The following is a 21,932-nucleotide window of genomic DNA, read 5'->3' as shown; positions in this document are numbered from 1 at the left end:
ATGAGATAAGCTAAGTTATATTGCGTGCTTTCTCGTTTGTCCGTCAAGGCGGTGCTTGCAAAAATGCCAGGGTCTTAATTACACCAAGGAATGCCCATGGCCACACTGTTACAAATCGACTCCAGCGCCCGCAACTTTGACCCTGAAAAGTCGCAACATCAATCCATCTCACGCAGATTGGCTGATAGCTTTGTAAAGAGCTATCGGTCGCAGCACTCAAGCGCCCGATATATTCAGCGCGACCTGGCACTGACACCGCCCGATTTTATCACTGTGGACTGGATTGCGGCCTGCTTTAAGAGGACCAGCCTGAGCGATGAGGAGGCGAGGGTGTTGGCGCTTTCCGATGAGCTTATAGATGAGGTAGTGTCAGCTGATGTGATAGTGATTTCAGCGCCCATGTATAACTACGGCATGCCGGCGGCGCTGAAGGCCTGGTTCGATCAGGTCATTCGCATCAACAAGACCTTCTCATTCGATTTGGCCCGTGGCGATTGCCCGATTGAACCCATCCTGAGCGGTAAAACCCTGGTGCTGCTGAGTTCCTGCGGCGAGTCCGGCTTTGAGCCCGGCGGCGCTCAGGCGCACAGGGATCACTTGGGCGCCCACATTGAGCTTCTAAGCCGCTATCTCGGCGCCAGCCGGTTTTTCCATATTGCCGCCGAGTATCAAGAGTTTGGTGATGAGCGCCACCAAAGGTCGGTGGCCGAGGCGCTCGACAAGGCTAAGGGGCTCGCAGCCGATTTGGCATCGCCACTGGCGGTGTAGTTGGATGTATGCTCTGCCGGGCAAACGTTAGGACCAGGACAGGTCTGGTGGACAAACCACAGAGTGCTTGCTCACCCAGCCTGTTCTCTTATGGAGTGGATAATGCATTCAAGGTGGCGAATCCGGGTTTGTCTGACATCAGCTGCCTGAGATTAGGCGTCTTCGCCCTGATAGCCGGAGAGAAAAAACTCCACCTTGCCGCAGCTTTGGCAGGCATACATATCGAGGGCTTCTTTGCTGACGAAAAGCTCTCCCAGTTCACCCAGCACACCCCAACGGCTGCCTTCATGGAAGTCTTTGCTGCCGACAAAACGCAGGGGAGTATGGCAACGCAAGCAGGCGAGCACAGCTTTTGGTGCAGGCGCTTCGCCATCTCGGGGAGTATTGCACTGCCAGCAGACTTCAAAAGCTTCGTCTTCCACCTTGGTGTGGCAATGTTTGCAAATCCAGGACATCAGGTTTCTCCTTAACCTATCTGAATTGATCTTGTGTCTGGCTGACACAGGCTGGGGTCCAGCTTATCGCTGTCCAGCGCTGGCATGATAGCGGCTTGCTGCTGGCCCCACCAGATTAAGAGGACGCAGGCCGCCGTTATGGTCAGGTAGAGAACAGGTTTTACATAGGCTTTGTAGCCACGGACCACCAGTGTGGGTTTATATACTTTCTCTCCCTCGGGGGGAAAGCGGCCTTGCACCAGTCCCCTGATGGCCATCGGCACCAGAGTAAACAACATGGGGATGAGCACCAGTACCGGAATACCCACCAGGATGATCTGCCAGAAATAGTCGGCACCATTCAGGCCGGCAAACTGATAGCAGTGGGGACGATTGGCGAAGTCTTCAATCAATGGATTGAACCACAACCGATGGCCCATAATCAGCAGCAATCCAAGCAGCGAATACAGGCATACCCGCGTCCATTTTTCCTGCTTACTGTATTCCGGTGCGTATTCCATGACAGTCCCTTGTGGTGAAATCACGCCTTGGGTAGCTTAAGGTCGTGGCCAAATGGCTTGGCCTTGTCATCCTCCAATAGCCGCGCCAGCTTTTCAAGCTTGGGGGCGATATAAACCCGACAAAATGGCCTGTCTGGGTCGGTTTTTGATGGCGATTGTTATATTTCCATTCGAACTAAAGGTGCACGCTCACCAAAGTAAATACTGACAGGAACAAGCAAATGCTTATCATCCTGCTGTCGAAGTTGATAATAATCTTCCGTGCATTCAAATGAAAATGAGCTATTTTCCCGAAGGACTAATTTTCGGATGACACCATCGCCTGTTTTCGCTCTGATTTTGCCATCATCGAATGTAACAGTCATCACCGTATCGTCTTCACCTTTGTAAAGGCCAATCAGAGCCTTAGCTTGTTCTGTAATGTTTTTATGAAGAATTGGTGCTGGTGAAAGATGAAGTTGCCTTGCAATCATATTTAACAAAGTTGGACCAGGATGAACAGAATCATTGTTCCCGAATACGGTGCCAAGTAAATCATGCGAGGGAAAATAAACTGACCAAGCCATAAAACCTGGCACTTGCCCTTGATGGCTGTACGACGGTTGGCCGCTTATCGGATAGACATCCATACCAAACCCATAATTGATTGATTCACCGTTGTTTAATGTTGCTCTGGTGACCATCAGCTGATAATTTTCAGCCGAAATTACCTTCCCAGAACGTAAACCACGATACCACAGGCTCATATCATCAAGAGTCGATGCAATTGCACCCGCCGCAAAAATCCAACTGCGGTCAACGGTTTCGGGAGGCAAATACAGATTAGGTGCGTTTCTGTTTGAGGTATAGCCTTTAACCATTTGCTTTGAACTTACCCCTTTAGTCACAACGGATGAATTCTTCATGCCTAATGGCGAGAAAATATTTTGTTGTAAATACTCGCTATATGTCAGCCCAGAAGCAATCTCAATCACCTTTCCTAATAAAATATAACCGGTGTTTGAATACGCATAATCAATACCAGGCTGAGTCAGGACGGGCATTTTACTGACAACATTAATCACTTCATCAATGGGTGCGTACTTGTCCCATCGCTGTCTCACCTCAGTATCCGTGTTGTAATTTGGTAGCCCGGAAGTATGGCTTAGCACGCTTTCAATCGTCAGGCTGGCGTACGCCACTGGAATATCTGTAATAAAATCACCCAGAGTGCTTTTTAAGGATAACTTTTTATTTTCAGCGAGTTGAAGTATCGCAGCGGCAGTAAATTGCTTTGAAATTGAGCCGATTTGAAAAATGTCATCAACTTTTAGTGGTTCGCGAGTGCTTATGTCTGCAACACCGAGAGCGCCTTTAAAGATATGCTTTCCAGCTTGTTCGATACTGACAGCAAATCCGGGTTTATCCGATGACGCATTGCAAGATAACATGGCTGAAAAATCCTGTTCTTGTGCATCAACACAGGTAGCAAAAAATAGAGAACTGAACAGTAACTTTTTTAACATGGGAATAAACACTCCGTTGCAAAGTAAATATAACGATAAGCGCATGCGCATAATCTCTCCGCGTGGCGTGCAGAGCGCTTGTGGGTTTGCACTGTGCCTGCTTAACCGGCAGTTTGGCCCATTGCCGGAAAGTCTGTGTTGCTGCTTAGCGAATTGATATCAGTGTTTTTCTTCGTTGTGGGGCAGCACGGCAATACGTTCGCGCTCGCCGTCACCCGGTTTTTGACTGCTGGCCTGAGGTGGGGTCAGCCTGTAGTCGAGTTGTATCTCAACGGCTTTGGTTGCCCTGGGTTCATATTGCCATTGGTTCAACGCATCGATTGATACCTTATCAAATACGCCCTGGGGTTCTGATTTAAATATCACGACATTGGATACGTTGCCTTTGGCATCGATATCGAATCTCGCCTGTACATAGCCTTCAATGCCCTGTTTGGCAGCATTAATGGGATACTTGGGCTCAATCCGGACCACAGGCCTGGCCTCTTCCTTATGGTCGCCAGCCATGGCAGGGGCCTGGGCCCAGATACCGAGGGCGGCCACCAGTGCCAGTGGGGTCAGCAGAGAATTGGCGCTGAAACCCTTGCTGTGTTTGAGCTGTATGAGTCTTTGTTTCATGGTGTGTTTATCTCCATAGTGGTGTGAAAGCGGCTGCCAACTCCGGGCAACCGTAGCGGCATTGCCAATGAGCGCGCGGCCATAGGCAATACGGTCGGCCTGGCTGAGTTCGATGGTGACATCGGCGTCGCAGGCCATTTCCTGATCCTGTCTGAAGCGGCGATACGCCAGCAGGCACAGGGGGTTAAACCAACACAGGCATAACAGTGCCAGCGCCAGTAAGTTGCAATGCAGGTCGCCCCGGCGCCAATGGCTGAGTTCGTGGGCGAGAATAAGCTCTTGTTCTTTGTGGTTGAAGCGCGCTTCAAAGCCTTCGGGCAGCACAACAGTGGGACGAAACAGGCCGAATACAAAGGGTCCTTGGGCGTCAGTAGAAGCGAGTAAACGTAGTCTGTTATTGGTATAGGTGGTGCTGGCCACCGGCTTGGCGCCTTGCATCAGTCGGGCAAGACGAAGCAGGCTTAAGCCGAGCACAGACACAGCAAGCACCAGACCGGTGACATATGCCGCGTTCAGCCAATCGGTTTTACCGGCGCCGTGGGAAAGCTCGCCCAGGGTGACCCTATAGGTTTCCATCGCGTTGCCACTGGCCGGGCTTGCCATAGGTACGATAAGCGCCAGCAGTAGCACGGGCACACACAGCCACAGGCCATATTGAAGGCGGGCACCGAAACGCTCCAGCACCCAGGGGCGCAGCAGCAGAAGCAGTGCCAGCAGCAGCGTCAGTGGTGGCGTGAGCCTGAGAACGAGCTCAATCATGCTTTTGCTCCTTTTCCCACGCATCGATAAGTTGCTTAAGTTCGGCAACATCCTCTTCGGTGAGTTTGTTGCTGCCCGCAAAGCCCGCCACCAGAGGCGCCAGCTTGCCACCGAATACCCGCTCGATAAAGCTCAGGCTTTCTTTGCGCTGGTAGGAATCCTCGGCGAGCTTGGGGAAGTAAAGATACGCCCGGCCATCCTTTTCAAACCCCAAAGCGCCCTTATTCACCAGCCGGTTTATCAGGGTCTTGACGGTTTTTTCATGCCATTCACCGCTGCGGTTAAGGGCCTCGACTATATCGTTGGCGCAGAGGGGCGCTTGTTGCCACAGCACCTTGAGCACTTCCAGTTCGGTGGGGCTGATGTCTTTCAATTCAGGTTGGGTCATGGCGCTGCCTGTATTATTGATTACAGATGTAATACTAAACCTATTACAATTGTAATCATTATGGCAAGCTTAATTTTTATGCGCCTGTGTTTTGCCGGCAAGTTGAAGCGGGCCTGTATAAAAAAAAGCGGGTTCGCCTACAGGTTGCTGGTGAATTTATTATTTATTTTCAGTAGGCTGTGTTTTTACGCATTCAGGGAATGAAGATGCTGAAGCCACTCGTGTATTGGTACGTACGAATCTTTGGACAAAAAACGGATCATGATCCCGCCCTCGGCTACGGCCGAATAGCTGAGTTTGAGGGATGGCTTCGCAATCGGGATTGGCCACAGTTTGAAGATGCATTCGATGCCATCAGCCGGGGCGAACAGGAAGTGCTGATTGGCTATTTTGCCGTTCAGGCCGACGCCGCACGCTGGTTTGGGCCCTGGCTTCGCGCCTCATCCAGCCCAATTCCGGCACTCTTTGAGGGGCGACGCTTACTCATTCGGGCCTGGAAAGAACGCTCCGGTCTGACCATAGACTATCTGCCCCAAAGCGCGGTGCGAAAATGGCAGCGCTGGGGTAATCAGGCCGTGAATGTGCTGCAGCAAGCCAGGGATATCTCGCCCCGGGATCTGCGGGTGCGGCAAGAGCTGTTGTGGGCCCAGGCCGCCACCGGGGATGCCTGGGTATTGGCGCAGGAAACCCTTGCCCTGTTGTTTGAAAGTGAAACAGCAGATCTGCCGTTGGGCATGACCCTGATGCAAATTCTCAATGAAAAATGGTTTGGCGGGGATGAGCTCGACGAACAGGTGGCAAGGGCGTTGGCATCCAGAAATCCCGCTTACAACTCGCTGTTGGTGTCGGTTTGGGTGGAGCGCTGGTTGAGCGCCATGCAGGAAGAAGTCCCCTTTGCCGATCACTATTTCATGCAGGAACATATTCTCGATGAGCTGCGCGCCTTGGCCATTACCGACACCTGCCTCACAGGACCTGACAAGTATCTCGCCAATATCGCCGCAAACTTCTATGCCTTTGCCTTTTTCAAAGGGCGCGAAAAAATGCTGGCCAGCAAATACCTGTTGCAGGTGAGGGACAAGTACCTGCCCGAGCCATGGCAATACGAAAGCTCGCCGAGAACCGCTATAAACAGTGCCAGACGTTTCGCCAGATTGGGTAACCTAACGAGCTGACCCTGGAGCAATCTTCGCGGTAAGCACATGGTCTTCCCATTGGCCGTTGATTTGAAGATAGGCGCGGGCAAGCCCCTCCGTCTCAAAGCCGAGCCGCTTTAACAGCGCGGCGGATCTGTGATTGGCGGGCATGTAGTTGGCCATCACCCGGTGCAGTTTCAACTCATCGAAGGCATAGGTGAGGGCGGCTTCACAAAGCCGGGTGGCAAGCCCCTTGCCCTGCAGCGATTGGTCGATGCCATAGCCCAGATAACAGGCCTGAAAGGGGCCGCGCACCTGATTGCTGAGGGTTGCCATGCCCCAAATGTGCGCCGGGTCGGCCAACACCAGATAGCTGCATTGGCTGTGATTGGCCAGAGATTCCGAAATGCGCGCCTGCCACTGGGCCGCACTGTGGTAGTCCGCCGCCCTCAAAGGCTCCCAGGGCGCAAAGTGAGCCCGGTTACGGGCGAAATAGTCTGCAATCAGGCTGGCATCTCTGCCTTCTATCAAGCGCACTTCTGCCTTTGCGGCGTCAAATTCGGGCGCGCTGGTGGCATGTTGTTGGGAGGTGTTGTGGTCGTGGCTTTGCATGGCGGCGTCACAGTATCGGGCAAATTTCAAGCATCCTTTAATCCCTGCGATGTTACACTCGGGTAACGTTCCAGCCAAACAGATAAGGAATCCTGATGGGCAAGAAGATGGTTGCAGCACTGACCAGATACCCGCTGTTTTTGATGTTGGGCTTGGCTGCGGCCGCTGGTATCAGCTTGTTGGATGGCGAGCCCTGGCTGGCCGGAAATGGATTCTTGCTGCTGTTGGGGGCAGCGCTTGGGCTGGCAGGCGCCTTATTGTTGTTAACGGCGGCGGGCCTCTTCAGGCGCGTTGGCACCACGGTAGACCCAACCAAGTCCCCGGATGCACTGGTCACCCATGGGATCTATGGTCTCACTCGTAACCCCATGTATCTTGGCATGTTATTGCTGCTCTTGGCACAGGTCTGTCTACTGGGGCGCGGCTTGGCGCTGCTGTCGCCGCTGTGCTTTTTTGTGCTGATGAACGCCCAGCGCATTCCCGCTGAAGAGGCCATGGTGGCGGCGCGCTTCGGCGATGCCTTTACTGAGTACAAGGCCAGGGTACGGCGCTGGTTGTAGCCTGAGCACGTCAGGGTTTGCAACTGGCTCCTGTCAGCGTCTGTTGCGTTCATCATCCGATGAACATTTCATTGCCTCGGGTATTGAGGCATTGCTGGAAGGAGGTTTCTCACCGACATGACTCAGCCAATCAAGTACGTTAAAGCCCCCGGCCGCATCCTGATTGTCGGCTTTGGCAGCATAGGTCAGGGCCTGCTGCCGCTCATACTGCGACATATCGATATCTCTCCCAAAAACATCTGCATCATTACCGCCGACGACAGGGGCCGCGAAGAGGCCGATAAACTGGGTATTCGCTTTATCGAGATGCCCCTGACCCGTAAGAATTACCAGAGTGAACTTATGCCCTTGTTGGGCAAGAACGACTTTTTGGTGAATCTGTCGGTGGATGTGTCTTCCATCGCCCTGATTGAGTTTTGCCAGGCCCGCGGCGCCCGTTATCTGGATACCTGTATCGAGCCCTGGGCAGGTGGCTATACCGACCCCAGCAAGTCTTTTGCCGCCCGCTCCAACTATGCCCTGCGGGAGCGGGTGCTGGCACTCAAAGACAAATACCGCGGCGGCCCCACCGCCGTGGTGGCCCAGGGGGCCAACCCCGGCATGGTGTCCCATCTGGTGAAACAGGCGCTGATGAACCTGCAACAGGACATTCTCGGCACCTATATTGAACCCAAAAGCCGCGAAGACTGGGCCAAGCTCGCCCACGACCTCAACATCGAGGTCATTCACATCGCCGAGCGCGATACCCAGGTGGCCCATCAGGCCAAGGCCATGGATGAGTTTGTGAATACCTGGTCCTGCGACGGTTTTGTCAGTGAAGGTGCCCAACCCGCCGAGCTGGGTTGGGGCACCCACGAGAAACACTTCCCCCGTGATGGTGGCCGCCACGAAGAGGGTTGCGGCGCGGCCATTTACTTAAAACGCCCCGGCGCGACTGTGAAGGTCCGTACCTGGACACCAAACTACGGCCATTTCCACGGCTTTTTGATCACCCACAACGAAGCCATCTCCATCGCCGATTTTTTTACCCTCAAGCAGGAAGGCAAGCTGGTGTATCGGCCCACCTGTCATTACGCCTACCACCCCTGCGACGATGCGGTGATGTCGCTTCACGAGTTCAATGGCAAAAATTTCCAGATGCAGTCGCGTCAGCGGCTGATGCGGGATGAGATTGTCAGCGGTATGGACGAGCTTGGGGTGCTGCTGGCGGGCCATAAGAAGAATGCCTACTGGTACGGTTCGCAGCTGTCTATCGAAGAGGCCAGAGCCCTGGCGCCCTTCAACGGGGCCACCAGTTTGCAGGTCACCTCGGCGGCGCTGGCGGGTATCGTCTGGGCGCTGGAAAACCCCAATGCCGGGGTGGTGGAGTCGGACGAGATGGACTATCGCCGCAACCTTGAGATCATGGGGCCTTATCTTGGGCCCGTGGTGGGAGAGTACACTGACTGGACACCGCTTTATCAGCGTGGCGAACTCTTCCCCGAAGATGTGGATGACGACTACGCCTGGCAGTTCAAGAACGTGCGGGTGTAGTGGGCGGTAACACAAAAAACACCACGGGAAATCCCCGTGGCGAGAGGATATGACCAAACCGCAGCGCCGGTGGAAGTGGAGGTCGGCGCTGTTGCCCGGGGCCTCATGGCGAATCTGCCCCGGGTGTGGCGGTCATCAAGGCGTGTAAATCACGCCGCTTTTTGTGTAGCGGGATCAGGAGCGCAATCAGAAAAAGTAGTTAATGCCCACCGCAAACTGGTTGTCTTCCAATGCTTCCAGCGACTTGTCGTCCATGTCGGAGAAGTCGAGCTTGGCCTCGAAAAACATCACGGTATCCAGGCTGTATCTGTAGTGCAGCCCTACCATGGCGAAGCGGCGGGTCCAGTTGCCTGTGATGGGGGTGCTGTCGTCGGTATCCAAATCGAGATAGGTCAGCACTGCCATGGGCACAAAGCCATTGTCGGCCTGCCAGGCCAGCATCAGCTCGGCGCCGGTGGCATCGTACAGGTCGCCATTCACCTGCTCGTTGTTTTCACTTTGGTGGGCATTAAAGCCCACATAAAGACCGTCGGCCTTGCGCTCGTCGGCATAGTGGTAGTAGCTGCCGTACATGGCGCCGATGCCGATGATTTGATTGGCTTCATCGATTTGGCTGTTACCGATGTGGCCTGTGATATCGCCGCGGTTCATGCCTGCCAGCAGGCTGAATTTATCGGTCACCGCCCAGGTCACAGAGGCGCCGTAGCTGTTGTCAAAACTCAGCTCTGCATCGTCAATCTGGTTGCCGTCGCTGTCGGTCACGCTGATATCACCGTTGTTTTTGGCGGCGTATTGCAGCGCGATGGAAACGGGGCCAAAGCTGTTGCGGTACAAAAAGGCGCTGTCGGCGCGGCCGGTGCCGGTCAGGCCGCCATCGCCAAAGCCGTAGGCGCCCACGCTGTAGCCTGCGAACACGTTGGGCAGGTCTGTGGTGCCGGCCACATCATAGTAGGCGCCCCACTGTTTGCCGAAGGTCAGGCTGCCGTAATGGTCGTGGGACAGGCCCACATAGCCAAGGCGGTTATTGAGGAAGTCGCCACTCTTTTCGGCATTCAGTTTGCCGCCCTGCATCACCAGATCTTCATTGCCTGAGACGATATTCACGCCCCATTCGGTCACCGCATAGGCACGCCAGCCATTGCGCTCTTCCCGCTCGAAGGTAAAACGCAGCTGCGACAGGTTGTCGTTCACTGCGGTTTCATCGCCGTCATAGAGGGCATTGAAGCCAAGCCAGCCGGTAAGGCCGAGGCTGTTTTTGTTGTCGTTGTAAAGCTCCATGGCATTGGCGGCAGAGGCGCCCACGAGCAGTGGCAGCAGCAGTGCCAGTTGTGATTTTTTCATGATTCCACCTTTGAATATCTTGCTGTGGCCCCGCCCTATGACGAGGCCCTATGTGTGTTGTGTTCAGGCCTGTTGCAGGCGAAGTTCGTTTTTCTTGGAGATAACGCCGTACAGGGTCCAGCCGAAGAAGGTGGCAATGGAGCCCAGCATCACGGCGGTTTCACCTGAGCTGTACAGGGCATAGAAGCTGTAAAGCGCGCCCATCACCGCCATGCAGTTGGCCACACGGGCCTTGCTGACCGGGATCTTCATCTGCTTTTGCATTACGCCAAGGGCCGCCATCGACAGGATGTAAGGGATGATGTTGGTCACCACCGCCAGGTTGACCAGGGCTTCAAACTGCTTGTTCAGTGAGGGGCTGATGGTCATCAGGCTGAGCACCGACTGGATAGAGACGATGGCCAGCATGCCAAGCACGGGGGCGTCGGTTTTGGTGACTTTGGAGAAGAGTTTGGGGAAGAAGCCTTCGTCAGCAGAGGCCTTGAACACCTGAGCAATGGTGAACTGCCAGCCCAGCAGTGAGCCGGTACAGCTGATAATGGCGCAGGCCATGACGATGGCGCCGATGGTGGGGTTAAACATCTGGGCAAAGGCCAGACCGAAAGGCGCGTTGGACAGAGCCAGCTCACCGTTTGGCACAATACCGGCAATCACGTTGGTGGAGATGATATAAATCAGCGCTGCGCCCAGGGTGCCGCCCATGACCGCGATGGGCACGTTCTTCTCTGGGTTTTCAACCGCTTCTGAGTTGGCACAGGCTGATTCCAGCCCCAGGAAGGCCCACAGGGTCATGGCGATGGAGCCGCCCAGTGCTTGGAAGAATGGCAGGTCGTGGGGGTTCCAGGCCGACTTGTAGAGGTCGAAGTCAAACCAGAACCAACCTATGATGGACACGCCAATCACCGGCAGAATGATGCCCCACACAGTGATGCTGGACACCTGACCCGTGATGCGGGCACCACCAAAGTTGGCGACTGTGGCGAGCCAGAGCACGCCAATGGTGGCCAGACAGGTGGCGATGGGTGTCAGTTCCACGTCAAAGAGCACGGCGCCATAGCCCACTGCCGAGATGGCAATGGCGACGTTGGCAATCAGCAGGGAGACCGCATAGGTGTAGTTGGCCATAAAGTTGCCGCTGCGGCCGAAGGCGTATTCGGCGTAGCCGCCCATGCCGCCGGATTTCTTGCTGAACATGCCGCACTTGGCGAAGGCATAGGCCAGCGCCGTGGAGCCTGCGGCCGTTACCAGCCAGGACAACACCGAAATGGTGCCCACCTGGGCCAGCTGGGTGGGCAGCATGATGATGCCTGAGCCCATCATGTTAACTATGGTGAGAATGGTGAGTTGAACCACGCCTATCTTGTTGTTTGATTTACTCATAATAGTGTCTCGATTCGTGATGGTTTTAAGGGGCAGCGCGCCTTGGCCGCCCCGCGTTGATCAGCGTTTAAGTACGTAACCCATGGCCTGTACCCGGCCGTTATCGGTGCGTTCCAGATACACACCCTGCAGTTCGGGGGCGAAGCCCGGCAGCAGGTTGATGCCTTCTTCCAGCGCCAGGAAGTAGCGCTGTACCGCGCCGCCCCAGACTTCCCCCGGCACCATACAGAGCACGCCGGGTGGATAAGGCAGGGCACCCTCGGCCGCAATCTGGCCTTCGATTTCACTGAGTGGCACCAGCTCGGCCTTACCACGTACAAAGGCGATATTGGCGTCCTGTGGATTCATCACCGCCCTGGGGAAGTGAGCCGCCCGGAACATCTCTTTTTGCAGCTGCTTCACGTTGCGGCTGACATAGAGGTCGTGCATTTCCTGGCACAGGCGGCGGATGCTGTAACCTTCATAACGCTCGCGGTTGGCGCGATAGACGTTGGGCAGCACTTCGCTTAAGGGCGCGTCTTCGTCAATCAGCTTCTCGAAGCGGGCAATCTGGGTCACCAGATGCTGCATCTTTGCCATGTCCTCGGCGGGGGTCATGAGGAACAGGATGGAGTTAAGGTCACACTTCTCCGGAATGATGTTGTTTTCCCTAAGGAAGTTGGCAAGGATGGTGGCCGGAATACCGAAGTCCTCGTACTCGCCGGTCTCGGCGTTGATGCCGGGGGTGGTGAGCAGGAACTTACAGGGGTCGACAAAGTACTGGCCCTTCTCGTAGCCTTCGAACGCGTGCCACTTGAGGCCGGGCTCGAACTCGAAGAAACGCAGATCGTCAGCCATCTTCTCGGTATCAAAGGTCTGCCAGGGTTCACCTTCCACAGTGGTGGGGATAAAGGGCTGAATGTACTTGCACTTTTTCAGCAGCAGCTTACGGGCTTCGATACCGGCCTTCACCGCTTCACGCCACAGATAGCGGCCACTGGCGCCTTCGTGCATCTTGGCGTTCACATCCAGCGCCGCAAACAGCGGATAGAAGGGGCTGGTGGAGGCGTGCATCATAAAGGCATTGTTGAAGCGCTTATGGTTGCAGTAGCGCTCCTGCCCTTTGATATGGCTGTCTTTTTTGTGGATTTGTGAGGTCTGCGAAAAACCGGCCTGCTGTTTGTGTACCGACTGGGTCACAATAATGCCGGGATCGTCGGGGCCGAGTTCCAACAGCAGCGGCGAGCAGTCTTTCATCATGGGGATGAATTGCTCGTAGCCCACCCAGGCCGAGTCAAACAGGATGTAGTCACACAGGTGGCCAATGCGGTCCACCACCTGACGGGCGTTGTAAATGGTACCGTCATAGGTGCCAAGCTGGATGATGGCAAGGCGGAAGGGGCGTGCTTCCCTTACCCGCTCGGTTGCCACTTTGCCGATTTCATCCCGCAGGTAGGCTTCATCAAAGCAGTGAGAGTCGATACCGCCGATAAAGCCGAAGGGGTTGCGGGCCGTTTCCAGATACACGGGTGTGGCACCGGCCTGAATCAGGGCGCCGTGGTGGTTGGATTTGTGGTTGTTGCGGTCAAACAGCACCAGATCGCCGGGGGCGAGCAGGGCGTTACACACTACCTTGTTGGACGCTGAGGTGCCGTTGAGCACAAAGTAGGTTTTGTCGGCGTTATACACCTTGGCGGCATAGGCCTGCGCGTCATGGGGGGCGCCTTCGTGAATAAGCAGGTCCCCGAGCTTCACGTCGGCATTGCACATGTCCGAGCGGAACACGGTTTCGCCAAAGAAGTCGAAGAACTGACGACCGACGGGGTGCTTACGGAAGAACTGACCACCCTGGTGCCCCGGGCAGGCAAAGGTGGAGTTACCCATTTCAACGTACTTTTTCAGGGTGCCAAAGAAGGGGGGTAACAGGGATTCCTGATAACGGCGCACCGCAGTTTCCACCTGCTTACCGTAAAAATCGGTCTTGGCGTTACACAGCTCAAATACCCCTGTGATGGCTTCGCAAAAATCATCGGGGAAGGCTTCTTCACAGCAGACAGAAACAAATATCGGTAAATTCAAACCGGTATTTTTAATTTTATCGACAATGCCATTATTAACGTCGGTGACGGAAACAACGGCAGCGCCCACATCACAAAAGTCAGTGGTTAATACGTTGACGACTTCCCGTTTGGTATCAAAACAGGCACGAACAGATAAGCTGGCAGCAATTTTTAACGAATTCATAATTAACCTGATTAATTTTGGTTAGCCGGACCCCTGTCAATATATTTAAATCGACATGGTAAATTCCGGGCAGCCGAACAGGTGCTGACAAATAAGGGCTGCGAATTAATGAAAAGGCGCAGTGTTCCCCTGACAGAGTCAGTCCAAGGCTGGCAGATAAATTGTATTTGTATGCGATAGACTCTCGGGCGACAGATAGCCCAAGGCGTCCGGCGAAGGCAGGATTAAATCAGGAAGAAGAATGAATAGTCGAAGTAGTCGCGTTGTTCAGGCATCATAATATGCCTCGTTCGGCGAATATGCGCCATGATCTTTGATTTCTTTCTCATATACAACTCCATTACGAATATCAAGAAACCATTGAAAGAAAATGCCTCATTTGGCGAAGTGATTTTATCCGTGTCGAAAGAAAGATAATTTGAAGTGAATCATAAAAAGCAAAGTCTTTTACTAAATGTAACCCTATGTAATCTGTGTAATTTTATTTATTAATTTACGCATGTTTAATTAAATTCGTACTCATTTATTATTTTATAAATCGGCCATATGAATTTAAATTTTATTTATTTGCATTAATCTGACTGCTTACCCGGCTAAAGTGAATAACCGCGCAGTGCGCTGACTTGGGTACGCTGACAGAGGTTCGCTTTTGGCGTACAGTGACATGGATGAAGGTGCAGCAAGGGAGGCTTGGCCGTGAACGACACCCAGTACAGCGACACAGGTTTTTGGAAAAAGGTGAAGGACTTTGCCAGGCAGGCGGGCCGTGAGGTAGTAGAAAAGGCGTTGTGGCTGTATTATGCCGCTCAGCGCCCCGAGACACCTACCTGGGCCAAAACCATCATCTATGGCGCCCTGGGCTATTTTATTACCCCGGTGGATGCCATTCCGGATTTAACACCTCTGATGGGGTTTTCAGATGATCTGGGGGCCCTGGCCGCCGCACTGACCATGGTGGCCATGTATATTGACGAGGGCAGCCGCACCAGAGCGGCCGAAAAGCTGGAGGCTTGGTTTGGTACAGATAATAGTCCAAGTTAATGATTTTAAAGGGTGTAAAACATGTTTCTCCCGGGTCAAAAAATATTCTGTTGACCCTATTCCAGTTTTTCGAAGCCGGGGCTATATTGTGCCCACGCTGCGCCCTGTAGCCCTGTCGAGATTATCAATGAACGCTTTTGCTCCTTCCGTGTTCACTGCACCTTTCTATTCCTAGGTGTGTTCCATGCGAAAACAACAACTTGAATTTACCTACATGCGCGCCATCGCCATTTTGTGGATAGTGGCCGGACACAGCATTTACAACTCGGGTGCCGGGTTTCCATTGCCGCTGGAAAATCTGGTTCGGGGCGGAACCGCCTTGTTTGTGTTTATCTCGGGCTACTTTTATCACCGGATTTTTCATCCGCGCATGGTGTACAAAGAATTTATGGTCAGCAAGGTGCGCAACGTGCTGCTGCCATTTTTATGGGTGTCGCTGGTGGGCCTTGTCATGCTCGCGACCCAGTGGAGCCTGATGTACGACAGGCCCCTGTCTGAGGTTGCCAAGGGCATCTATTACACGGTGCGCAATGGGTATGTGCTTTACCCCCATTGGTACATTCCCTTTATTCTGGCGGTATTTGCCATCTCTCCGGTGTTTTCTGCCTATATCCGCATGAGCAATGCCGCGCGCTGGACCCTGCTGGTGCTGAGCTGTGTGATAGCCCTGCTTATCCACCGTCCCATCGGCAACATCAATGTGCTGCATTCCGTGGTGTATTTCACCCCCTTCTATCTGATGGGGATTTTGTATTCGGCCCATGAAGAGTGGCTCAAAGAAAGAGCCGTGCCGCTGCTGTGTTTGGCGCTGCTGGGCACCCTGATTAGCCTGTATATGCAAACCTATGTGCAGGGCCATGTGGGCAATTATCATAAAGAAGCCCTGAGTTGGGGCGGGGTAGACTGGCAGTTTGTGCAGAAGTTCAGTTTGGTGATCCTCGCTGTTGGGTTGTGCCTGTGGCTGTCTCAGCAATCACTCTCCGAGCGCACCCAGAAGAGTCTCAACGCCCTGGCCGAGATGAGTTTTGCCATCTTCTTTATTCATCCGCTGTTTTCCATCCTGTTCGGTGTCATTACCGGGCTGCTGCGTTTCAAGCTGGCTCCCGGCAACATGTGGGCCAGTCTGGGATTGTCGATAGGGATTTTTGTATTTTTGCTGGTAGGTAGCGTACTCACCGCCAATGCCATCAAGGCAAGACTCGGCGATCGCTCCCGCAGTTACATCGGCTGGTAAGTTTCAGACTCAATTCACTCTGAATTGATAAGCTGTCATCTTTTGGGTGGGGTGAAATAGATGAACAAGACACTGATTTTGATGGCATCGCTGGCCGTCAGCGCCAGCGCAGTCGCTGGGGGTAAACCGGCTGCAGCGGACTTTTTTGACAGACTCGGCGCCCTGTGCGGCAAGGCATTCGAAGGCAAGGTCACTAAAGGAAACGAGGCCGATTCCGCGTTCGCCAACCAGCGTTTGGTGATGCATGTGCGTGAGTGCTCAGAGAATCAAATCAAGGTGCCTTTCCACGTAGGTGCCGACAGTTCCCGCACCTGGGTTATCAGCAAAACTGACTCAGGGCTCAGGCTCAAACACGACCATCGTCATCAGGATGGCAGTGAAGACAAGGTCACCCAATACGGCGGCGATACCCGGGATGCCGGTAGCCGCGAGTGGCAATCTTTTCCGGTGGATGACTACTCCATTGCCAACTTCAAAGAAAATGGGCTGGACAAGTCAGTGACCAACGTCTGGCATCTGGGGTTGACCGGGGAGGTCTTCAGCTATCGTCTCACCCGGGAAAACCGCGACTTTCTGGTGGAGTTTGATTTAACCCAGCCAGTCGATACGCCCAATGCGCCCTGGGGGCATAAATAACCCCGTCTAAAGCGCGCGGTTCAAATGAAAAAGGCGACCCTTGGGGCGCCTTTTTGCTGATGGCATTAAGTCTGCTACTTGCCTTCGAAGGTGAATGACTGACCCGCCAGTGCGGCCTCAAACATCAGCCCGCCCTTGGCTGCCGTAAACACAGTCATGCCATTGATATAGGCAGCAGTGGCATTCTGGGCGCCGCCGGCCTGACCGGCTCCGGCCGAGTTGCCCGTGGTGCCTGCCTGGGCATTGGCGCCCACGTTAATGGCCACGGCGGACGCCTGACCACTGAACTCAAAGCTGCCGCTGGTAAAGTCGCTGAAAGCCTTCTCGTCTTTAAAGAAAATGATTTCGCTGTAGGCCTGGCCCCCCAGTTGGAAGCCAATGGACACCTGGGTCATGCTGGAGTCGCCCACATAGGCACCCTGACGATAAACCCGGCCTTTGCCGTAGGCTGCGCCTATACCGATACCGCCTTTGCCTATGGTGGGGAAGAGGGCATAGCCATAGGCGTTATCGAAAAACCTGTGGGTTTCGCTGGCCTGTTTAAAGGTGGCCAGCGCCTCCTGATATTTGGCGTCATCCTCTGCGGCGAAGGCTTGTCCAATGCCCAGCAGCATCAGAGTGGCAAGCAGCAAATGCTTGAATGATTTCATGGTACTCTCCTTTTCGGATGAGGGGGTGACTGACACCAGCATAGGCATGGAGCAGAAAAAGTGAATAGCATTCAGTAAAAAAGCGCCCCGGAAGGCGCTTTTTTTGCCTTGGTGTCAGCCGGGGTTCAGAAATACACCGCGAATTCCACCGAGGCCTTTCTCAGATTCAGGGCTCTATTCCCAAAACGTAATAGTTAAACCACTTCAAATCCCACTCCATCTTGGCTTTGCGGTGCTGATACTTGGACAGGCCATGGCCCTCGCCGGGATAGACCACCAGTTCCACAGGTACGCCCAGATAGTTATGCAGTGCCCGGTACAGGCCCTGAGCATGGCCCAGGGGTACCCGCGCATCCTTCTCGCCGATGTGGATTAATGTTGGGGTTTTGATTTTATCGGCGTGGGTCAGGGATGAGCCATGGTTGTAGGCATCGGGCTTTTCCCAGGGCAGGCCTTCCATAAAATTGACCACGTGGCCTGGTGTGTCTTCCAATATCCACTGCAGACGCTGGTCGAACACCCCGGCACCTGAGCTGGCGGCCTTGAAACGGTCGGTGGTGCTGATAAGGGCGTTGGTCAGGTAGCCACCGTTGGACCAGCCCATCACCGCCAGCTTGTCGCCGTCCACTATGCCGTCGGCAATCAGCTTATCGACGCCCGAGAGTATGTCTTTGACTTCGATATCGTGTTCGCGGCCAACCAGGTCGGTGAGGAACTTATCGCCATAGCCGGTGGAGCCACGGTAGTTGGGTGACAAGAGTGCCCAGCCCTGAGCCGGGAAGCTGGCGCGGCCGTAGCTGCGGTGTTGCAGCGAGTAAGGCGTAGCGGCGGTGGGGCCGCCGTGGATTTGCACCACCAGTGGCAGCTTGCCTTTGGATTTATCCCAGCCAAAGGGCAGTTCCAGAATGCCTTCCACCTCAGTGCCGTCCGGCGCCTGCCATTTGTAGATGCTGATTTGTGGCAGTTGCCAGTCGGCGCTCTGTGGGTTGATGTCGGTCAGACGGTTTGCCGAGGCCCGCTTGCTGTTGGCGTCGGCCACGAAGAGATCGGTGAAATGATCCAAACCATTGTGGCTGAATGCCACCTGAGAGCCACGGCTGTTGAAGCTGTAGCTGCCAATGACAGTATCCCCTTCAATCAGGGTGCGGGTATCTTCCTGTTGCAGTCCATCGATTTCGGTGCACTGCAATTTGACTCTGGCAGCATCGGCCACCCGGTAACAGATCTCATCGCTGCCGGGACGCCACTGGATATCGGCGCCGTTGAGGGTGGCTTTGCCGCGGCGACTCAGCTCCATTTGGCCCTTGCCAAGGGTGTTGACCACAAACAAGCGGCCGGGGTGGCCATCAAAATCGATACGAAACGCCAGGCGTTTGCTGTCGCTGTGCCAGGCCAGCCCTTCGAGCCAGCCATAGGGAGAAGCCGCCTGCTCGCGCCAGGCCTTGTCTTCCAGCACCCGGTTTTGCTTATTGGCAGTGTCGAACACTTCCACCTGCGACCAGCCTTCGAGATAGACGAGTTCATTGTCTTCGGTGGTGATGCGGGCGATTTGGTTGCCATCGGGGCTGACACTGAAATCCCATACCACCTTGTCATCGTCCAGCAAGAGCTCCTGGCGGAAGTTCACCAGATCCAACCTGTACAGCGGATTGGTGTCGCGCTTGCCGTGACCATACTGGGGGGCACTGTGGCTGGAACGCATGGCAGCCCAGTGGTCTTTGTCTTTGGTGTCTTTGTGGGCGAGAAAATACAGGCTGGCGCCGTTGGGGGCCAACTCAAAGGCCGAGACCCCTTCGGCTTCCCGGGTCATGGGCACGGCGTCGCCGCCGGTCACGGGAATACGGAACACCTGCGCCTTGCCATTGTATGGCGCCTTGGCGTCGTCACGTTTTTCTTTGCCGATAAAGTAGATGAACTGGCCGTCCGGGCTCCACACGGGGCTGGACTCGCTCTCGTCGGTGAAGGTGAGCCGCGTTGGCTGACGACTCTTGATATCGATTTGCCAGAGGTCATTCTGGCTCTTATCCAGGTCTTTGTTCCAACGGCCTTCGAGCCACAGCGCATGGTTGCCATTGGGGCTTAGCTTAACCGTGCCCATGTTGGCGATATCGAAAAAATCATCCAGGGTGATCTGGTGGCTTGGTGCGGCCATGGTGGCTGGTGCAGCCAACAAACCGGCTAAAAAGAGGCGTGGGTAAAGCGGTGACATCTGGTTTCCCCCGATTGCTGAACGTGCTTTTACCTTATCGGGTTGAATACAAAATCACCATGAAAAACTTACTTTTTTTCCTCACGAAGCAAGGCTTGCAGGTAGTTGAGCTCGTCGGCACTGAGCAGTTGGCTGCTGGATTTTTGGCTGACTTTGGGCGGGAGAGTGAGTTGGCCGCGAAGGTAGGCTGCACGGGTAATTTGATGCAGGCCGTAAAATGCCAGCAGGTAGAGGCTCAACAGTAAAATCATCCGCGGCAACATCAGCATCAGGGCGGTGACACCATCGCCGAAATAAATGGGGATCAGAGTCAGCACCACCCTGAGTAGCCAGTTGAACATCAGCGCCAGGCACAGGGTCATCAGCCAGCGAAAGCGGATATCCAGCAGGCTTTGCTCGTGGGCGCGGGCACCGCGGCTGGAGTGAGAGAGCAATAACCTGAAAATCAGCACAAAGTAGCAGCAGGTTTGGATAAACAGCAGCACGGTTAACAGGGCGGCCAGCGGACTGTAGTCGGCGAGGGAGAGCTTGTCTGCGCCACTTGAGATCATCAGTCCGGGGCGCAGCAGCTGGTCTATCGCTACGCCAATGGCAATCAGTGGCGCGGGCAAATAGTGATACCAGAATCGGCCGCTGCGTTTGCCGAGTGCCTGAAGGCAGTACTGATACAGGAGCGGCATCAACAAAAAATAGCCCGGAATAAACAGGCTATAAATGAGTGGCATGGGCAGCGACACAGTCTCGCGGGTCAGCAGGCCACTGAAGAAGGTCAGGGACAGCAGCGAGAAGATCCCGGCGAGCAGCCTGTGATGACCGCTGTTTGAGCGATAGAGATAGCGCAGATAGAGTCCCAGACCCAGGCAGTGGAGTGCGCCAAGCAGCGAAAGCCACTTAAAGGTTTGCTCCAGAAACTCCATCATGGGCACGCACTCATGTGATTGAAAAATCGACTGCTGAAAGTCCTTTTTTAGCCCATGTGCCCAGTGGTGGCAATCCTGCCTTATTCTGATGCGGCTTTTTGTAACCGCAGATGTCGATTTGAAAGGTTTTTGGGCGGTTTATCGGGGGCGGGTTTACGCTCCAGCAACAGATGTCGTATCGCCATGATGGGGTGGGGCAGCAGCATCCTGGGGCCCGCATAACGCATGATTTGGCGCGCCTGCTCCCGGGGTTCGGGCTTGTAGCAATGCACCGGGCATTTATTGCAGGTGGGTTTTTCCTGGCCGTAGGGGCAGCGGTCCAGGCGGGTCTTGGCGTATTCCATAAAGGCCTGACATTCGCCGCAGGGCGTTTTGCCGCCATGATGGTCCCGGCAGTAGATGGCGACCATGGCGCAAATGGTGGCAAATTCCCGTCCCAGATTACCGCTCAAGCTGAAGGACTCTGACATGATAAATACCCAAGCAATTTACTTGGTTTTATCTTAGTCCCCGCGCCCGGCCAACTCAAAAGTGGATCGCCAAAGCATGAAGATGCGCACAAAAAGAGTCTTTTGAAGTCGGTGGCAATTTTGATGCCCGATGCCATGAAAGGTGCATAAATACTTGATTTGAACAGGTGAAATGCTCTAATAATAACCACTGTTCCCGGCGCCTGAAGCGGGCCGGACATTGGGGAATGGCGGCTTGGCTGCCAAGAGAAACAGGACACACACCATGAAATACGTCGTACTCTTCCTGCTGGTGCTGGCTGGGGTCTTCCTCTACAAACGCGCCAAGCGTCTGGCCAACGAAGAGCATCAGGTACACAAAACACGTACCCTTGCCGGCCAAAGCGAGACATCAACAGCAGAGGTTGAAGCGGCCAAGCCTGCAGAAGAAACGCCCGACGCGCCTGTGATTGCAGCAGCGCCCGTGAAAAACACACTGCCAGAGCCAGAGCCAGAGCCAGAGCCAGAGCCAGAGCCAGAGCCCGTTATTGAAACGCCGGCACCCGCTGCCAAGGGCCTGGCCGTACCTGGCTTTGCCAACGAAGCGATGGCGCGTGCCATTGGCGAGTACAATGGCGCGGGCAGCGAAGAGCTCAAACATCAAAGCCTGCTGGCGGTCATCAATGAATGCTATAAACAGCGTAAAGATGCTGCCCATCTCGGATTTGGCGCCGGCCTTGCCGATGAGTATGCCAAACTGGCCATCAAGGTATTGGGCATGGGCAAGCCGTTAAAAGGCGTGGGCTTTATGCAGCTCTCGACCCTGCTCAATGATAAAGGCGACTTTAACGGTGCCATCGAACTCTGTCGTCAGGCAGTGGATCATGGTCTGTCCGATGGCACTGTGACCGGCTTTGAAGGCCGCATCAGCCGCATCGAGAAGACGCGCGACAAGGCCGCAGGCTAGTAAGTGCGCCTCTGAGCAGGATAAAATAGCGGGCGGTGCATCTGGCAC

22 protein-coding genes are annotated in these 21,932 nt (G+C 54.5%); 8 read left to right on the top strand and 14 right to left on the bottom strand.

Annotation, left to right across the window (positions count from 1 at the left end; translation table 11 throughout):
• Positions 1-96 precede the first annotated feature (96 nt).
• Positions 97-768, top strand: a complete 672-nt coding sequence (locus JQC75_RS17185) for an FMN-dependent NADH-azoreductase (RefSeq protein ID WP_203325232.1) — start codon at positions 97-99, stop codon at positions 766-768.
• 152 nt (positions 769-920) lie between these two features.
• On the opposite strand, the gene JQC75_RS17180 is transcribed toward JQC75_RS17185, so the two are convergent.
• From JQC75_RS17180 to JQC75_RS17160, 5 genes are all read right to left on the bottom strand, one after another.
• A complete protein-coding gene (locus JQC75_RS17180; RefSeq protein ID WP_203325231.1) occupies positions 921-1,223 on the bottom strand; it encodes a hypothetical protein in 303 nt (100 codons plus the stop codon).
• Between the two features lie 11 nt (positions 1,224-1,234).
• Positions 1,235-1,723: a hypothetical protein gene (locus tag JQC75_RS17175; RefSeq protein ID WP_203325230.1), complete on the bottom strand. Its 489-nt coding sequence runs from the start codon at positions 1,721-1,723 to the stop codon at positions 1,235-1,237.
• Positions 1,724-1,881: 158 nt separating this feature from the next.
• Positions 1,882-3,228 (bottom strand): serine hydrolase domain-containing protein, encoded by a 1,347-nt coding sequence (locus JQC75_RS17170; protein ID WP_203325229.1) that lies wholly within the window; start codon positions 3,226-3,228, stop codon positions 1,882-1,884.
• Between the two features lie 159 nt (positions 3,229-3,387).
• Positions 3,388-4,605 (bottom strand): M56 family metallopeptidase, encoded by a 1,218-nt coding sequence (locus tag JQC75_RS17165; RefSeq protein ID WP_203325228.1) that lies wholly within the window; start codon positions 4,603-4,605, stop codon positions 3,388-3,390.
• Positions 4,598-4,993 carry a BlaI/MecI/CopY family transcriptional regulator gene (locus JQC75_RS17160; protein ID WP_203325227.1) on the bottom strand — a complete coding sequence of 132 codons (396 nt, stop codon included), beginning with the start codon at positions 4,991-4,993 and terminating at the stop codon, positions 4,598-4,600. The genes JQC75_RS17165 and JQC75_RS17160 overlap by 8 nt, the downstream gene beginning before the upstream one ends.
• Positions 4,994-5,199: 206 nt before the next feature.
• On the opposite strand from JQC75_RS17160, the gene JQC75_RS17155 reads away from it, so the two are divergent.
• Positions 5,200-6,168, top strand: coding sequence for a hypothetical protein (locus tag JQC75_RS17155; RefSeq protein WP_203325226.1), 969 nt, complete (start codon positions 5,200-5,202; stop codon positions 6,166-6,168).
• On the opposite strand, the gene JQC75_RS17150 is transcribed toward JQC75_RS17155, so the two are convergent.
• Positions 6,157-6,771, bottom strand: a complete 615-nt coding sequence (locus JQC75_RS17150; RefSeq protein WP_239002038.1) for a GNAT family N-acetyltransferase — start codon at positions 6,769-6,771, stop codon at positions 6,157-6,159. The genes JQC75_RS17155 and JQC75_RS17150 overlap by 12 nt on opposite strands.
• Before the next feature lie 65 nt (positions 6,772-6,836).
• Here JQC75_RS17150 and JQC75_RS17145 point away from each other — a divergent pair, with 65 nt between their 5' ends.
• Together JQC75_RS17145 and JQC75_RS17140 are read left to right on the top strand one after the other, a co-directional pair.
• The gene (locus tag JQC75_RS17145) at positions 6,837-7,301 is read left to right on the top strand and encodes a methyltransferase family protein (RefSeq protein ID WP_239002037.1); all 465 of its coding nucleotides are present in this window, start codon (positions 6,837-6,839) and stop codon (positions 7,299-7,301) included.
• Between the two features lie 117 nt (positions 7,302-7,418).
• Positions 7,419-8,834 carry a homospermidine synthase gene (locus JQC75_RS17140; protein WP_203325225.1) on the top strand — a complete coding sequence of 472 codons (1,416 nt, stop codon included), beginning with the start codon at positions 7,419-7,421 and terminating at the stop codon, positions 8,832-8,834.
• 186 nt (positions 8,835-9,020) lie between these two features.
• Here the strand turns inward: JQC75_RS17140 and JQC75_RS17135 are convergent, their stop codons facing one another.
• The 4 genes from JQC75_RS17135 to JQC75_RS19065 form a co-directional block, all read right to left on the bottom strand.
• Positions 9,021-10,175 carry a porin gene (locus JQC75_RS17135; protein WP_203325224.1) on the bottom strand — a complete coding sequence of 385 codons (1,155 nt, stop codon included), beginning with the start codon at positions 10,173-10,175 and terminating at the stop codon, positions 9,021-9,023.
• Positions 10,176-10,238: 63 nt separating this feature from the next.
• Complete coding sequence (potE, locus tag JQC75_RS17130; RefSeq protein ID WP_203325223.1) at positions 10,239-11,555, bottom strand: putrescine-ornithine antiporter; 1,317 nt, start codon at positions 11,553-11,555, stop codon at positions 10,239-10,241.
• Positions 11,556-11,615: 60 nt separating this feature from the next.
• On the bottom strand, positions 11,616-13,778 hold the full coding sequence (speF, locus tag JQC75_RS17125; protein WP_203325222.1) for an ornithine decarboxylase SpeF: 2,163 nt from the start codon (positions 13,776-13,778) through the stop codon (positions 11,616-11,618).
• Between the two features lie 224 nt (positions 13,779-14,002).
• Positions 14,003-14,056 (bottom strand): hypothetical protein, encoded by a 54-nt coding sequence (locus JQC75_RS19065; RefSeq protein ID WP_420832834.1) that lies wholly within the window; start codon positions 14,054-14,056, stop codon positions 14,003-14,005.
• 418 nt (positions 14,057-14,474) lie between these two features.
• Between JQC75_RS19065 and JQC75_RS17115 the strand changes: the two genes are divergently transcribed.
• The 3 genes from JQC75_RS17115 (at position 14,475) to JQC75_RS17105 (ending at position 16,689) form a co-directional block, all read left to right on the top strand.
• Positions 14,475-14,819, top strand: coding sequence for a YkvA family protein (locus JQC75_RS17115; RefSeq protein WP_203325220.1), 345 nt, complete (start codon positions 14,475-14,477; stop codon positions 14,817-14,819).
• 184 nt (positions 14,820-15,003) lie between these two features.
• Positions 15,004-16,053: an acyltransferase family protein gene (locus JQC75_RS17110; protein WP_203325219.1), complete on the top strand. Its 1,050-nt coding sequence runs from the start codon at positions 15,004-15,006 to the stop codon at positions 16,051-16,053.
• Between the two features lie 60 nt (positions 16,054-16,113).
• Positions 16,114-16,689, top strand: a complete 576-nt coding sequence (locus tag JQC75_RS17105) for a hypothetical protein (RefSeq protein WP_203325218.1) — start codon at positions 16,114-16,116, stop codon at positions 16,687-16,689.
• Positions 16,690-16,763: 74 nt separating this feature from the next.
• Here the strand turns inward: JQC75_RS17105 and JQC75_RS17100 are convergent, their stop codons facing one another.
• The 4 genes from JQC75_RS17100 to JQC75_RS17085 all read right to left on the bottom strand — a co-directional run bounded on the left by JQC75_RS17100 (position 16,764) and on the right by JQC75_RS17085 (position 20,938).
• Complete coding sequence (locus JQC75_RS17100; protein ID WP_203325217.1) at positions 16,764-17,339, bottom strand: YSC84-related protein; 576 nt, start codon at positions 17,337-17,339, stop codon at positions 16,764-16,766.
• A 166-nt stretch (positions 17,340-17,505) separates the two neighbouring features.
• On the bottom strand, positions 17,506-19,548 hold the full coding sequence (locus JQC75_RS17095; RefSeq protein ID WP_203325216.1) for an alpha/beta hydrolase family protein: 2,043 nt from the start codon (positions 19,546-19,548) through the stop codon (positions 17,506-17,508).
• Between the two features lie 68 nt (positions 19,549-19,616).
• Positions 19,617-20,468, bottom strand: a complete 852-nt coding sequence (locus tag JQC75_RS17090) for a hypothetical protein (protein WP_203325215.1) — start codon at positions 20,466-20,468, stop codon at positions 19,617-19,619.
• An 80-nt stretch (positions 20,469-20,548) separates the two neighbouring features.
• Positions 20,549-20,938 carry a nitrous oxide-stimulated promoter family protein gene (locus JQC75_RS17085; protein WP_203325214.1) on the bottom strand — a complete coding sequence of 130 codons (390 nt, stop codon included), beginning with the start codon at positions 20,936-20,938 and terminating at the stop codon, positions 20,549-20,551.
• A 265-nt stretch (positions 20,939-21,203) separates the two neighbouring features.
• Between JQC75_RS17085 and JQC75_RS17080 the strand changes: the two genes are divergently transcribed.
• Entirely contained in the window at positions 21,204-21,884 is a 681-nt protein-coding gene (locus JQC75_RS17080) for a hypothetical protein (RefSeq protein ID WP_203325213.1), read from the top strand.
• Positions 21,885-21,932: the final 48 nt, after the last annotated feature.

The sequence above is a fragment of the Shewanella litorisediminis genome (assembly GCF_016834455.1).
In the GTDB taxonomy this organism is placed as follows: Bacteria; Pseudomonadota; Gammaproteobacteria; order Enterobacterales; family Shewanellaceae; genus Shewanella; species Shewanella litorisediminis.
The sequence above is the reverse complement of the archived record's forward strand: the minus strand, read 5'-3'. Positions and strand labels throughout refer to the sequence as shown.

Coding starts and splice junctions, on each gene's coding strand:
- JQC75_RS17105 (WP_203325218.1), top strand. CDS start 16,114: ATGAACAAGACACTGATTTTGATGGCATCGCTGGCCGTCAGCGCCAGC.
- JQC75_RS17110 (WP_203325219.1), top strand. CDS start 15,004: ATGCGAAAACAACAACTTGAATTTACCTACATGCGCGCCATCGCCATT.
- JQC75_RS17140 (WP_203325225.1), top strand. CDS start 7,419: ATGACTCAGCCAATCAAGTACGTTAAAGCCCCCGGCCGCATCCTGATT.
- JQC75_RS17180 (WP_203325231.1), bottom strand. CDS start 1,223: ATGTCCTGGATTTGCAAACATTGCCACACCAAGGTGGAAGACGAAGCT.
- JQC75_RS17145 (WP_239002037.1), top strand. CDS start 6,837: ATGGGCAAGAAGATGGTTGCAGCACTGACCAGATACCCGCTGTTTTTG.
- JQC75_RS17185 (WP_203325232.1), top strand. CDS start 97: ATGGCCACACTGTTACAAATCGACTCCAGCGCCCGCAACTTTGACCCT.
- JQC75_RS17160 (WP_203325227.1), bottom strand. CDS start 4,993: ATGACCCAACCTGAATTGAAAGACATCAGCCCCACCGAACTGGAAGTG.
- potE (WP_203325223.1), bottom strand. CDS start 11,555: ATGAGTAAATCAAACAACAAGATAGGCGTGGTTCAACTCACCATTCTC.
- JQC75_RS17080 (WP_203325213.1), top strand. CDS start 21,204: ATGAAATACGTCGTACTCTTCCTGCTGGTGCTGGCTGGGGTCTTCCTC.
- JQC75_RS17170 (WP_203325229.1), bottom strand. CDS start 3,228: ATGTTAAAAAAGTTACTGTTCAGTTCTCTATTTTTTGCTACCTGTGTT.
- JQC75_RS17100 (WP_203325217.1), bottom strand. CDS start 17,339: ATGAAATCATTCAAGCATTTGCTGCTTGCCACTCTGATGCTGCTGGGC.
- JQC75_RS17165 (WP_203325228.1), bottom strand. CDS start 4,605: ATGATTGAGCTCGTTCTCAGGCTCACGCCACCACTGACGCTGCTGCTG.
- JQC75_RS17085 (WP_203325214.1), bottom strand. CDS start 20,938: ATGTCAGAGTCCTTCAGCTTGAGCGGTAATCTGGGACGGGAATTTGCC.
- JQC75_RS17090 (WP_203325215.1), bottom strand. CDS start 20,468: ATGATGGAGTTTCTGGAGCAAACCTTTAAGTGGCTTTCGCTGCTTGGC.
- JQC75_RS17155 (WP_203325226.1), top strand. CDS start 5,200: ATGCTGAAGCCACTCGTGTATTGGTACGTACGAATCTTTGGACAAAAA.
- JQC75_RS17175 (WP_203325230.1), bottom strand. CDS start 1,723: ATGGAATACGCACCGGAATACAGTAAGCAGGAAAAATGGACGCGGGTA.
- JQC75_RS17095 (WP_203325216.1), bottom strand. CDS start 19,548: ATGTCACCGCTTTACCCACGCCTCTTTTTAGCCGGTTTGTTGGCTGCA.
- speF (WP_203325222.1), bottom strand. CDS start 13,778: ATGAATTCGTTAAAAATTGCTGCCAGCTTATCTGTTCGTGCCTGTTTT.
- JQC75_RS17135 (WP_203325224.1), bottom strand. CDS start 10,175: ATGAAAAAATCACAACTGGCACTGCTGCTGCCACTGCTCGTGGGCGCC.